Source organism: Streptomyces sp. NPDC050211 (assembly GCF_040656035.1).
Lineage (GTDB): Bacteria > Actinomycetota > Actinomycetes > Streptomycetales > Streptomycetaceae > Streptomyces.
The window spans coordinates 127,701-140,508 of sequence record NZ_JBFALC010000009.1; the positions used below are offsets into that span (position 1 = coordinate 127,701).

12 protein-coding genes are annotated in these 12,808 nt (G+C 68.9%); 5 read left to right on the forward strand and 7 right to left on the reverse strand.

The genetic code is table 11. The features are described from left to right. The first annotated feature begins 515 nt into the window (after positions 1–515). The 4 genes from AB0I98_RS12335 to AB0I98_RS12350 all read left to right on the forward strand — a co-directional run bounded on the left by AB0I98_RS12335 (position 516) and on the right by AB0I98_RS12350 (position 5,546). On the forward strand, positions 516–1,289 hold the full coding sequence (locus tag AB0I98_RS12335) for an isoprenyl transferase (RefSeq protein ID WP_362939248.1): 774 nt from the start codon (positions 516–518) through the stop codon (positions 1,287–1,289). A gap of 324 nt (positions 1,290–1,613) precedes the next feature. Further along, positions 1,614–2,939, forward strand: a complete 1,326-nt coding sequence (locus tag AB0I98_RS12340; protein ID WP_362939252.1) for a PhoH family protein — start codon at positions 1,614–1,616, stop codon at positions 2,937–2,939. Between the two features lie 429 nt (positions 2,940–3,368). After that, on the forward strand, positions 3,369–4,064 hold the full coding sequence (locus tag AB0I98_RS12345; protein WP_362939255.1) for a transglycosylase SLT domain-containing protein: 696 nt from the start codon (positions 3,369–3,371) through the stop codon (positions 4,062–4,064). Positions 4,065–4,205: 141 nt separating this feature from the next. Then, positions 4,206–5,546 carry an AI-2E family transporter gene (locus AB0I98_RS12350; protein ID WP_362939258.1) on the forward strand — a complete coding sequence of 447 codons (1,341 nt, stop codon included), beginning with the start codon at positions 4,206–4,208 and terminating at the stop codon, positions 5,544–5,546. 54 nt (positions 5,547–5,600) lie between these two features. Here the strand turns inward: AB0I98_RS12350 and AB0I98_RS12355 are convergent, their stop codons facing one another. Beyond that, positions 5,601–6,134, reverse strand: coding sequence for an alkyl hydroperoxide reductase (locus AB0I98_RS12355; protein ID WP_362939261.1), 534 nt, complete (start codon positions 6,132–6,134; stop codon positions 5,601–5,603). A gap of 5 nt (positions 6,135–6,139) precedes the next feature. Continuing rightward, positions 6,140–6,694, reverse strand: coding sequence for a peroxiredoxin (locus AB0I98_RS12360; protein WP_362939264.1), 555 nt, complete (start codon positions 6,692–6,694; stop codon positions 6,140–6,142). Positions 6,695–6,827: 133 nt separating this feature from the next. On the opposite strand from AB0I98_RS12360, the gene AB0I98_RS12365 reads away from it, so the two are divergent. After that, a complete protein-coding gene (locus tag AB0I98_RS12365) occupies positions 6,828–7,766 on the forward strand; it encodes a LysR substrate-binding domain-containing protein (RefSeq protein WP_362939267.1) in 939 nt (312 codons plus the stop codon). Between the two features lie 10 nt (positions 7,767–7,776). Here the strand turns inward: AB0I98_RS12365 and AB0I98_RS12370 are convergent, their stop codons facing one another. The 5 genes from AB0I98_RS12370 to AB0I98_RS12390 all read right to left on the reverse strand — a co-directional run bounded on the left by AB0I98_RS12370 (position 7,777) and on the right by AB0I98_RS12390 (position 12,711). After that, entirely contained in the window at positions 7,777–10,104 is a 2,328-nt protein-coding gene (locus tag AB0I98_RS12370) for an ABC transporter permease (RefSeq protein ID WP_362939270.1), read from the reverse strand. 113 nt (positions 10,105–10,217) lie between these two features. Then, complete coding sequence (locus AB0I98_RS12375; RefSeq protein ID WP_362939273.1) at positions 10,218–10,904, reverse strand: ABC transporter ATP-binding protein; 687 nt, start codon at positions 10,902–10,904, stop codon at positions 10,218–10,220. Next, positions 10,901–11,425: a PadR family transcriptional regulator gene (locus AB0I98_RS12380; RefSeq protein WP_362939276.1), complete on the reverse strand. Its 525-nt coding sequence runs from the start codon at positions 11,423–11,425 to the stop codon at positions 10,901–10,903. The genes AB0I98_RS12375 and AB0I98_RS12380 overlap by 4 nt, the downstream gene beginning before the upstream one ends. Positions 11,426–11,530: 105 nt before the next feature. Further along, the gene (locus AB0I98_RS12385) at positions 11,531–11,785 is read right to left on the reverse strand and encodes a hypothetical protein (protein WP_362939279.1); all 255 of its coding nucleotides are present in this window, start codon (positions 11,783–11,785) and stop codon (positions 11,531–11,533) included. Then, the gene (locus AB0I98_RS12390) at positions 11,782–12,711 is read right to left on the reverse strand and encodes an SPFH domain-containing protein (RefSeq protein WP_362939282.1); all 930 of its coding nucleotides are present in this window, start codon (positions 12,709–12,711) and stop codon (positions 11,782–11,784) included. The genes AB0I98_RS12385 and AB0I98_RS12390 overlap by 4 nt, the downstream gene beginning before the upstream one ends. Positions 12,712–12,808 lie beyond the last annotated feature (97 nt).

Consider the following 12,808-nt stretch of genomic DNA (forward strand, 5'->3'; position numbering starts at 1 on the left):
AATGCTTCACGTAAGTTCGGACCAAGGTAATTCGCGCCAGCAAAGCTGCGCGGCCGGTACCGCGCAGAGGAGGGGGCTGCGCGGTACCTCTCACCGTCAAGCGGACGTTCGCTGACGGGGTCACCCGCCCGGGGGATGCGCACCGACTCGCCGAGCCGTCCACATCGCTGCAATCCGGCCACGACCCCGCCCGGAACGAGGCTATTTGCGGCCATCGTGCCGTCGCCACCCGACTCCGGAGAGTAGTTGTGGCACGCCGATGCACCCAGCATCACTTACAAAGGGTTATGGTGGAAACCCCCCCTCGGGCCGGTCCGTCTCCCCCCCACGGACCGGCCCGTTTTTTTGCCCGAGAGTGGGGCGCCTTCCAAACGTGAGTCACAGCAACGCCGGTAAGGGGCGCGGGGAACTGCGCGACCAGCCCCCACAACCCGCACCCGGAATACGCGCCTCACCCCCACGGCGGTACCCTCGCTCCGCGGGGACCGCATCCGCACGGAGGGGCTGACAATCACGTGAACCTGCGCGACAAGCTGCGCAGCCTGCTCGTCAGGCTGTACGCACGCCGGGTGGAAGGCCACCTGGACCACGCTCAGGTGCCCAAGCACATCGGCGTCATCATGGACGGCAACCGACGCTGGGCAAAGGCAGCTGGCTCCACCACCGTGCACGGTCACCGCGCCGGCGCGGAGAAGATCGAGGAGTTCCTCGGCTGGTGCTCCGAGACGGACGTCGAGGTCGTCACCCTCTGGCTGCTGTCGACGGACAACTTCGACCGCCCGCAGGAGGAACTCGTCCCGCTCCTCGGCATCATCGAGGACGTCGTACGGACCCTCGCCACCGACGGCCGCTGGCGCGTCCACCACGTCGGCACGCTCGACCTGCTGCCGCAGCAGATGCAGACCACCCTCAAGGAAGCCGAGGAGACCACGGCCGGCGTCGACGGCATAGTCGTCAACGTCGCCATCGGCTACGGCGGTCGCCAGGAGATCGCCGACGCGGTGCGCTCGATGCTGCTGGAGGCCTCCGACAAGGGCACCTCGCTGGAGAAGCTGGCCGACACCGTCGACGTCGAGACCATCGGCCGGCATCTCTACACCGGCGCCCAGCCCGACCCGGACCTCGTCATCCGCACCAGCGGCGAGCAGCGGTTGTCCGGATTCATGCTCTGGCAGACGGCCCACTCCGAGTACTACTTCTGTGAGGTCTTCTGGCCGGCCTTCCGCAAGGTCGACTTCCTGCGTGCCCTGCGCGACTACGCCGCGCGCCACCGCCGTTACGGCGGCTGAACCGCCGTACCCCATGCAGTAAAAGTCACCCTCTCTGGGGCGGAAGTAACAAAGAGTTCACCAGCGCGCCGTCATATGCCGTGGCATGGCATCGCACGTTCGAGGGCATAAGCCAGACAGGTCGACACCCGAACCACGGGTGTCGGATCTCAGCGGACGGCACGGGGCCGTCCGCCCGGGAGGCCCTTTGCACCAGCCCGATCGTGCGTTCACCGCGCGGACGAAGCAGCGGAGGGCCGGTTCTCGGCCCGTGCAATGCGGCCGTCGACCGGTCCAGCTCCTCTCCGTCGCTCCCCGACCTCTTCCGAGGGGGTACGTCCTTCCGTGGTGACCAGCACAAAGCGCCGCAAGCCCGACCGGCGCACTTATGTTCTCGACACCAGCGTCCTGCTGGCCGACCCGAACGCCCTGAACCGCTTCGACGAGCACGAAGTCGTGCTGCCGATCGTCGTGGTGACGGAGTTGGAGGCCAAGCGGCACCATCCCGAACTCGGGTACTTCGCCCGGCAGGCGCTGCGCCTGCTGGACGACTTCCGGGTGCGGCACGGCCGTCTTGATGCTCCCATCCCGATCGGGGACCTCGGCGGCACCGTCCGTGTCGAGCTCAACCACTCGGACCCCAGCGTTCTGCCGACCGGCTACCGCCTGGGGGACAACGACTCCCGCATCCTCGCGGTCGCCCGCAATCTGCAGGCCGAGGGGTTCGACGTCACCGTCGTGTCCAAGGACCTCCCGCTCAGGATCAAGGCGTCCTCGGTCGGTCTCCTCGCCGAGGAGTACCGCGCCGAGCTCGCCATCACGGACGCCTCCGGCTGGACCGGAATGTCCGAACTGACCCTGCCCGGCGAGCAGGTGGACATCCTCTTCGAGGAGGGGACGGTCTATGTCCCCGAGGCGTCCGAGCTTCCCGTCCACACCGGTCTGACCATCCAGTCCGAGCGCGGCAAGGCGCTGGGGCGGATGACGCCCGAGGGCAACATCCGGCTGGTGCGCGGGGATCGTGAGGCGTTCGGCATCAAGGGCAGGAGCGCGGAGCAGCGGATCGCGCTGGATCTGCTCCTCGACCCGGACGTCGGGATCGTCTCGATGGGCGGCCGGGCCGGCACCGGTAAGTCGGCGCTGGCGCTGTGCGCGGGCCTGGAAGCGGTGCTGGAGCGCCGTCAGCACGAGAAGATCATGGTCTTCCGTCCGCTGTACGCGGTGGGCGGGCAGGAGCTCGGCTATCTGCCGGGCTCCGAGTCCGAGAAGATGAGCCCCTGGGCTCAGGCGGTCTTCGACACGCTGTCCGCGGTCACCAGCCGCGAGGTCATCGAGGAGGTCAGCGCGCGCGGGATGCTGGAGATCCTGCCGCTCACCCACATCCGCGGACGCTCGCTGCACGACGTGTTCGTGATCGTGGACGAGGCGCAGTCCCTCGAGCGGAACGTACTGCTGACCGTTCTGTCCCGGATCGGCGCCAATTCGCGGGTGATTCTCACTCATGACGTGGCCCAGCGGGACAATCTGCGCGTCGGCCGGTACGACGGTGTCGTCGCCGTCGTCGAGAAGCTGAAGGGGCATCCGCTCTTCGCGCATGTCACGCTGACGCGGTCCGAGAGGTCCCAGATCGCTGCGCTTGTGACCGAAATGCTCGAAGACGGGGCGATCTGAGAGGTCTGCCGACCGATGCCCAATTAGGGCCGGTTACCTGGCAGTTGGCGCCGTCCAACAAAGGCTCAGAGCCTAGTTGGGCGGCGCCTTCGCGTGTTGCGGTTTCTCAGAATCCCCTGGGTCAAACGGGATGTGAGCTTTCACACGCAACTCAGAATTGCCACCCGGCGTCCGGTTACGGCAGAGTCTCAGTCCTGTCAGGCCCCGCATACGACACACCTGTACCCCCAGCGGTACGGCACCACAGCTACACCAGGTCAACTCCATAGTCGACGTCGTATGCCGCCCGCGCACCACGCGGCGCTCCCCTCGCGGGAGTTGCCCACCGGGCCCGTGCCTCCCGTGACCCCGCAGTTGGGAGGCCAGCGTTCAGGGGCACGATTGCGTCCGCCAGGGTCACCGAAGCGGGCGATGCTGGAAGGAAACCGTGTGAGCCGGATTTCGGTCCGGGGATTCGCAGTGGCCTCGGCCACCGCGGTCACCGCTGTCGGAAGTGTCGTCGGCGTTGCCTCGGGCAGCACCGCGCAGAACAACGACGCCGAAGCGGCGGCAGCCGACCTGACGCTGCTCGCGGACATACCCGCGGGCCAGCAGGCCCAGGTCCAGACCGCATCCCTGACTCAGCAGGCCGAGACCCAGGCCATCGCCGCGGACGCGACCGCCAAGAAGGACGCCGAGGAGGCTGCCCGCAAGGCCGCCGCCCAGTCCGCGGTCGAGAAGAAGGAAGCCGCCGAGAAGGCGGCGCAGGAGGCCAAGGAGCGCGAAGAGGCGGAAAAGGCCGCGAGCCGCAGCGCTTCGCGTGACGCCTCCGACTTCGCCCCCCAGAGCTCGTACTCCATCGCGGAGATCCAGTCGATGGCGCAGTCGATGGTGTCGAGCGACCAGTTCCAGTGCTTCAGCAACATCGTGGACCACGAGTCCGACTGGAACTACCAGGCCGTCAACCCCTCCTCCGGTGCCTACGGCCTCTTCCAGGCGCTGCCCGGTACGAAGATGGCGTCCGTCGGCTCCGACTGGCAGACCAACCCGGCCACCCAGATCAAGTGGGGCCTCAGCTACATGAACGACCGCTACGGCAGCCCGTGCGGCGCCTGGGACTTCTGGCAGGCCAACAACTGGTACTGAGCCCTTCTGTGCGCTCAACCTTTCCGAGCCCCTCACCGTCCTTCGGTGAGGGGCTTTCGGCTCTCTGCAACAGGCCATGTACGGTCGGACCGGACGACTCCGGGGGGAGTGGTGGGGACAGACGGGGCCAAGGGACGGATCATGTCGCGAGTACCAGGGTGGCTCAGTCGGCTGGGTGCCGGACTGACCGACATCGGAGAGCGGCTGGACGAGCGCCGCGCCGAGGTGGAGCGGGCCGACGTCGGGCCGATCGCCGCCGACAACCCGCCCAGGAAGACCCCGGAGAAGGTCCCGCCACCGCCCGACTACGCCCCTGAGGTCGCCACCCGCCCCGACCGTCCCGATCCCGCGCTCGCCGTGCCCTGGGGGGTACGGGTCGCCGCCGAGGCCGGCTGGCGGCTGCTGGTCCTCGCGGGCACGCTCTGGGTGCTGATGCGGGTCATCAGCGCCGTCCAGCTCGTCGTGCTGTCCTTCGTGGCCGCGCTGCTGATCACCGCGCTGCTGGAGCCCGCGGTGACCCGGCTGCGGCGGTACGGCGTACCACGCGGCATCGCCACCGCGCTCACCGCGATCCTCGGCTTCGTCGTGATCGGGCTCATCGGCTGGTTCGTGACCTGGCAGGTCATGGAGAACATCGACAACCTCTCCGACCAGATCCAGGACGGCATCGACGAGCTGCGCAACTGGCTGCTCAACAGCCCGTTCCACGTCACCGACAAGCAGATCAACGACATCGCCGAGAACCTGCGCGAGGCGATCGGCGCCAACACCGACGAGATCACCTCCGCTGGCCTGGAGGGCGTGACGGTCATCGTCGAGGCGCTCACCGGCATACTGCTGGCGGCCTTCTCGACGCTGTTCCTCCTCTACGACGGCAAGCGCATCTGGGAGTGGACGCTGAAGCTCGTTCCGGCTGCCGCCCGTCCCGGTGTCGCCGGGGCCGGCCCGCGCGCATGGCGGACGCTCACGGCGTACGTCCGCGGCACGGTGCTGGTGGCCCTGATCGACGCCGTCTTCATCGGCATCGGCATATATTTCCTGGACGTGCCGATGGCCGTGCCCCTGGCCGTCTTCATCTTCCTGTTCTCCTTCATCCCGCTGGTGGGCGCGGTGGCCTCGGGCGCTCTGGCGGTCGTGGTGGCCCTGGTGACCCAGGGCGTCTTCACCGCGGTGATGACCCTGGTGGTCGTGCTCGCGGTCCAGCAGATCGAGGGCCACATCCTGCAGCCGTTCATCCTCGGGCGGGCGGTCCGCGTCCATCCGCTGGCCGTGGTGCTGTCGGTGGCGGCGGGTGGCCTGGTCGCGGGCATCGGCGGTGCGATCGTCGCGGTGCCGCTGGTGGCGGTGACGAACACGGTGGGCAGCTATCTGAAGGCGTACTCCCAGGAGGCCGCGCTACGGCACTCTCCGCGTCCCCGGGGGGCCACCGCGGTGGATGTGGCGCCGGTGCAGCCCACGGACACGCCGCCGCAGCAGTCGTAGAACCGAAAGGGCCCCGCTCACCACTGAGGTGAACGGGGCCCCGGCAGCCGGGTGTTACTCGGCGAGCACCGCTTCCGCGTCCAGCGTCACGCCGACCGCCTGGACCACCGAGGCGATCTTGAAGGCCTCCTGGATCACCTCGCGGTCCACGCCAGCCTTGCGCAGGACCTGCTCGTGGGAGTCGAGGCACATGCCGCAGCCGTTGATGGCGGAGACGGCGAAGGACCACAGCTCGAAGTCGACCTTGTCGACACCGGGGTTGCCGATGACGTTCATCCGGAGGCCGGCCCGCAGGGTGCCGTACTCGTGGTCGGAGAGCAGATGGCGGGTGCGGTAGAAGACGTTGTTCATCGCCATGACCGCGGCGGCGGACTTGGCCGCCGTGTACGCCTCCGGCGAGAGGTTCGCCTTCGCCTCGGGGGCCAGCTCGCGCAGGACGATCGGGGAGCGCGAGGCGATGGCGGTCGCCAGGACGGTGCCCCAGAGCTGCTGAGCGGGGAGGTCGGAGTTGCCGATGACCGAACTCAGGTTGAGCTTCAGGTCCTTGGCGTAGTCCGGGAGCGCGGACTTCAGAGTGTCATGTGACATATTACTCACTCACCGGCCAGCAGCTTGACCGGGTCCAGCGTCTCGTCGCCCTTGCTCCAGTTGCACGGGCACAGCTCGTCGGTCTGCAGGGCGTCCAGGACCCGCAGGACCTCCTTGGGGTTACGGCCGACGGAGCCGGCGGTCACCATGGAGAACTGGATCTCGTTGTTGTGGTCGACGATGAAGACCGCGCGCTTGGCGAAGCCGTCCTCGCCCTCGATGCCGAGGTCGCGCATCAGCTCGTGCTTGGAGTCGGCCATCATCGGGAACGGCAGGTCACGCAGGTCGTCGTGGTCCTTGCGCCAGGCGTGGTGGACGAACTCCGAGTCACCGGAGAAGCCGAGGACCTGCGCGTCGCGGTCGGCGAACTCCTCGTTCAGCTTGCCGAAGGCCGCGATCTCGGTCGGGCAGACGAAGGTGAAGTCCTTCGGCCAGGCGAACACGATCTTCCACTTGCCCTCGTAGGTCTTGTGGTTGATCGTCTCGAACTCCTTGCCCTTCTCCAGCGAGACACAGGCGGTCAGTTCGAACTCGGGGAACTTGTCACCGACAGTGAGCACTAGCTCTCCTTGCAGCGAGGAAACGCCCATTGTGTAGGCGTTTCCCATGGGTTGGACGTGCTCGATGCTTACACAGGCTGCATTGATTACGGAAATAGCTACACTGGGTCGAGTTGATCGGAGGCAGTTATCAGTGACCGTGAGTAAGAGGAGGCAGCCCAGCCTCGCCCAGCTGCGTGCCTTCGCCGCCGTCGCCGACCACCTCCACTTCCGGGACGCCGCCGCCGCGATCGGCATGAGCCAGCCCGCCCTGTCCGGCGCGGTCTCCGCGCTGGAGGAGACCCTCGGCGTGACGCTGCTGGAGCGGACGACCCGCAAGGTGCTGCTGTCGCCCGCCGGTGAGCGTCTCGCCGTACGCGCGCGGGCGGTGCTTGAGGAGGTGTCGGCGCTGCTGGAGGAGGCGGAGGCGGTGCGGGCACCGTTCACCGGGGTGCTGCGCCTCGGCGTCATCCCGACCGTCGCGCCGTACGTCCTGCCGACCGTGCTGCGGCTCATCCACGACCGGTATCCGGACCTCGACCTCCAGGTGCACGAGGAGCAGACCGCGAACCTGATCGAGGGCCTCACCGGCGGACGGCTCGATCTGCTGCTGCTCGCCGTGCCGCTCGGGGTGCCGGGCGTCGCCGAACTCCCGCTGTTCGACGAGGACTTCGTGCTCGTCACGCCGCTCGATCACGCGCTCGGCGGCCGGGAGGGCATCGCGCGCGAGGTGCTGCGCGAACTCAACCTCCTGCTGCTCGACGAGGGGCACTGCCTGCGCGACCAGGCGCTCGACATCTGCCGGGAGGCCGGGCGGGCGGACGCGCCGGTGACCACCACGGCCGCCGGGCTGTCCACCCTCGTCCAACTCGTCGCGGGCGGACTCGGCGTGACCCTCCTGCCGCGCACCGCCGTCAAGGTCGAGACAACCCGCAGCAACCAACTCCTCACCGGCTACTTCGCCGACCCCGCCCCCACCCGCCGAATCGCCCTCGCCATGCGCACGGGCGCGGCACGCGGAGCCGAATACGAGGAACTGGCCGCAGCGCTCCGTGAGGCGCTGCGGCCGCTTCCTGTACGGGTGTTGAACTAGCAGGGCTGAGCTACTCCGTGCGCAGGCCGTCCGGTCGCATCAGCCGTAGCAGCGGTGGCAGGCTGAGGAGGGTGACGGCGACGACGACTGCCGCGCCGGCGCCGATCATGACCAGGACGCTCGGCCAGTCCACGGTGATCGAGGCCTGCGCCATTTTGAGCAGCACCGCGCCCAGCGTGAGACCGACCACCGACGCCAGCACCAGACCGAGGGCGATCGGGATCGCCGTCTGCCACAGCACCGACAGGCTCAGCGTGCGCCGGCGGGTGCCGAAGGCGACCAGCGCCGACAGCAGCTTCTTGCGCTCCCGCAACTGCTCCAGCTGGGACACCAGCAGGCTCGCGCCGATCAGTGCCAGGACACAGGCGGCGCCGACGAACAGGCCGGTGCGGATGGAGTCGTAGCGGTCGGAGCGCTCGGTGGAGGACCACATCATCGGCTCGTTGATCGGGTCGAACGTGGCCGTCGTGTTCCGGACCAGGTCGTAGACGTCCGGCACGGACTCGTCGAGGTTGAGGTAGATCTGACCGCTCATGCTGGGCACGGCCCCCGCGGGCAGCGCCTTGGGGGTGACCATGAGGCCGGCCCGCTGCGATCCGGTCATGTCGAGGCGCGCCTGAGCCTTCTTCATCGTCGACGGCAGGGTCCAGGGGATCGGTGTGGACTTGGGCCCGTCCGTGTACCCCGGGTCGAAGTACACCGTGCGGCCGGGCTTCACCAGCTCCTCCGTGTTCACGCCGCCGTTGTCGACGCTGTTCGCGCTGTCCTCCTTGACGCCCTGCACGGCGAAGACATCCCCGTCACGGCACGACGACAGGCTCGCCACCTCGCGCAGCGAGGCGCAGTCGCCCACGGTCACCGCGGAGCTGAGCTCGGCGTCCATCGGCTTCTCGCCGACGTATCCCTCGTCGTACGCATAGACCTTCCGTACCCCCTCGGTGTCCCGGAACTTCGCCGCGGACTGCGCGAGGGACACCCCCTCCGGCAGGCTCACCTGCATCTGCGCCCGGGTGACGTCCTTGCCCGTCGGCTTGGTGTAGTCGCCCTCGACCCCGGCGAACAGCATCTGCAGCGCGATCGCCCCGGCCACCGCGACCGCGATGCCGTTGACCATGCGGGCCGCCGTGCCGCTGCTCAACTGGAGCCTGCGCACGGCGAGTTGCCAGGCGATGCCGCCCGAGCCGAGCTTGCCGACGACCGTCTCGACGATCCACGGCAGCAGCGCCGTCACACCGACGAGCAGCAGCATCACACCGCCGATGACGAGGTACTGGTTGAAGTCCCCTTCGTCGCGACCCTGGCCGATCATCGGGTAGAGCATCCCCAGCCCGGCCAGCGGCAGCAGCAGCCGCCACCACAGCCGGCGCCGCGCGGGCTTCGCCGTACGGACCACTCCGAGCGGCTCGATCACCACTCCCCGCAGTGCGAGCAGCGTGACCAGCACCGCGGCCGCCGGCACGAGGATCGCGACCAGCAGGGCCAGCGCGGGCGAGGGGTTGAGGTAGCTCGGGAAGACGCTGACGTCGAACACCTCCATGGTGCCCGCGATCTCACGGCCGATCAGGAAGAAGCCCGTGCCGAGGACCAGCCCGAGGGCGGCCCCCGCGAGCGCCTCGCCCGCCGCCACCCGCTTGGTCATCCGGCTGTCGGAGCCGACCAGCCGCAGTGCCGCGAGCCGACGGTCCCGCCGCTCGCCGCCGAACCGCACGGCCGCGGCGATGAACACACCGACCGGCATCAGCAGCACCACGAAGACGACGAGGATCAGCAGGAGCAGGACGGGGTCCAGCGGCTCCGAGCCCTGGCTCTGTCGCCCGTACTCGTCGATCCGCACCACCCCGCCGTTGGTCAGCTGCGCCGCGAGGCCCTCGCCGCCCCGGTAGAAGGTGAGGTCGGTGGGGCCGATCAGCCCGCTGTCCCCGATGGTCCCGACGATCTTCTGCGGCAGCCGCTCCCGCAGCAGCTTCCCCTCGTCGGAGCCGAGCAGCTTCTTCAGCGCGGGGGAGACCACCATCTCGCCGACCGCCGGGAGCTTCTCGACGCCGGGCGGCAGCGGTGCCTTCGGGCCCTCGGGCTGCACGTCCCGCCCGCGGATGCTCTTGTCGCGGAAGGTCGTACCGCTGGCCGCGACCAGCATGGTGTTGTCCGCCTTCGGTATTTCCTCCCCGCCGTAGTTGATGTCCGACCGGGCGGCCTCCCGGTCGCTCCGGGCGTCCAGCGCGTTCGGCAGCGCCGTCGTCAGCAGCAACAGCGCCACCCCGAGCCCGACGCCGACCCCCGTCAGCAGGACCCGGACCCAGCCCTCGCGTCCCCCGGCGAACGCGAACCGGACCCCCATGCCCAGGTCCCTCGTCCACTTGGAATAAGAAGGGGCGGCGCGATGGGGGTCCCCCCAGGCTTTCGGCTCTGGGGGAGCCTCGGTTGGGGTGGTGGTGGGAGACGGGCGGGCGTTCATACGACGCGCTCCATGTCCCGGGACTTGCCGTCCCGTACGACGATCTCGCGGTCCGAGTACGCGGCCACCCGGGCCTCGTGCGTGACCAGCACGACGGCGGCGTTGGTGGACCGGGCGGCATCCGTGAGCAGATCCATCACCCGCTCGCCGTTGAGCGAGTCCAGCGCGCCGGTCGGCTCGTCGGCGAACAGCACGCGCGGGTTGGTCACCAGCGCGCGGGCGACGGCGACCCGCTGCCCCTGACCACCGGAGACCTCGCCGGGCCGCTTCTTGCGCAGCTCGTCGACCTCCAGCCGCTCCATCCAGGACAGGGCGGCCTTCTCGGCCTCCTTGCGGCTCGTCCCGTTGAGCCGCAGCGGCAGGGCGACGTTCTCGACGCAGGTGAGTTCGGGCACCAACTGGCCGAACTGGAACACGAACCCGAACTCGCTCCGCCGCAGCGCACTGCGCTCGGCATCGCCCATGGTGGCCATCTCGCGGCCGTTGTAGGTGATCGACCCGGAATCCGGCGGCACGATGCCCGCGAGGCAGTGCAGCAGGGTCGACTTCCCGGAGCCCGAGGGGCCCATGACGGCGACGACCTCGCCGGGGTGGATGGAGAACTCGGCGCCGTCGAGCGCCGTGGTCGGACCGTACGCCTTGCGCAGATCGGTCGCGACGAGCAGGGAGCCTGCGGGGGTCATCGGGTCACCGCCTCAGCGAGCTTGTCCAGACGCGCGGCCGTCAGCTCCAGCCAGCGCAGATCTGCTTCGAGATGGAACAGGGCGTGGTCGCAGATCAGCTGGTCCGCGAGATCGCCCTTGCGCTTGCGGTCGGTGAGGATGCGCATCATCCGCAGATGCTCCGAACGCTGGGTGTCGAGGGTGTCGGCGGCGTTCCGGTGCGTCAGCAGCGCGAGAACGACCTTGGTGTACAGGGTCGACTGCAGATACGGTTCCGGCTTCTCCGGCGTCGCCAGCCACTGCTGTACGTCGGTGATGCCGGCTTCGGTGATCGCGTACCGCTTGCGTTCCGGACCGCCGCCGGGCTCGATCCCGTCGACTTCGACGAGCCCGTTCTTCAGCAGTCGGGACATCGTCGAGTAGACCTGGCCGTAGTGCAGCGGCCGGTCGTGACCGAACTTCTCGTCGAAGGCCCGCTTCAGGTCGTAACCGTGACGCGGGCCGGACTCCAGGAGCCCCAGGAGGGTGTGACCGATGGACATGAGGAGGACTGTACACAGTGCGTATACCCCGGGTGTATACGCCGAGTGTGTAGGGCGGCACGGGGCGTACGACGGTGCAGGTGAGGCGCGATTGTCACGGTTCCGCTACTGCTGCGAGGGCGGGCGTCCGCGACGCGGAATCGGCCCTGCCTCGCCCGGCAGCCGGCCCGCCTCCGCCAGCGCCTTGCGCAGCAGGAACTCGATCTGCGCATTGGCCGACCGCAGCTCGTCCCCGGCCCACCGCGCCAGCGCCTCGTACACCGACGGGTCCAGCCGCAGCAGCACCTGCTTGCGCTGCTGCGGCCGCCGCTTCTCCGAGGAGGCCTCATCCCTCGAGGAGGCCTCAGACGAATCCGTCACTGGTAAAGAGTCCCTGTGTTGAGCACCGGCTGCACCGAGCGGTCCCCGCACAGCACCACCATCAGGTTGGACACCATCGCCGCCTTCCGCTCCGAGTCGAGCTCCACGATGTCCTGCTCGGTGATCCGGGCGAGCGCCGCCTCGACCATGCCGACCGCCCCGTCCACGATCTGCCGCCGCGCGGCGACGACCGCGCCCGCCTGCTGCCGCTGGAGCATCGCCGAGGCGATCTCCGGCGCGTAGGCGAGGTGCGTGAAGCGGGACTCGATGATCTGGACGCCGGCCGCCTCCACGCGCGCGTGCAGCTCGACCGCGAGCTTCTCGGTGATCTCCTCGGCGTTGCCGCGCAGCGACAGCCCTTCCTCGTCATGGGCGTCGTACGGGTACTCGATGGCGATGTGCCGGACGGCCGCCTCGGTCTGTGTGGAGACGAACTCGAAGTAGTCGTCGACCTCGAAGGTGGCCTGGGCGGTGTCCTGCACCTTCCATACGACGACCGCGGCGAGCTCGATCGGGTTGCCGTAGGCGTCGTTGACCTTCAGGACCGCGGTCTCGTGATTGCGTACCCGGGTCGAGATCTTGGTGCGTGAGGTCAGCGGGTTCACCCAGCGCAGCCCGTCCTGCCGGATCGTCCCCCGGTACCGCCCGAAGAGCTGGACCACCCGGGCCTCGCCAGGCGCCACCATGTTCAGCCCGCACATCGCGAGGAACGCGGCGATGGCGACGACGATGCCGCCGACGATCAGCGCGGTCTTGCCGCCGGCCCCGGAGACCGCCGTCGCGGCCACGATCATCCCGATTCCGCCCAGCAGCCCGACCAGACCGAGCAGCAGCGCGAGCCCGCCGCCGATGCTGTGCGCGGTGAATTCACGAACGCGCGGTTCGGGCATGTCGGGGAGGTCGGGTGCGGTGTCGTGCGTGGTCATGGGTGTTCCCCCGGTTCTCGATGGAGCTGTTGCTCGCCTAGCTTCGTTCTAGCTAAGTGATATCAGATTACCCCACGGCAGCAACCCTAACCCCCTC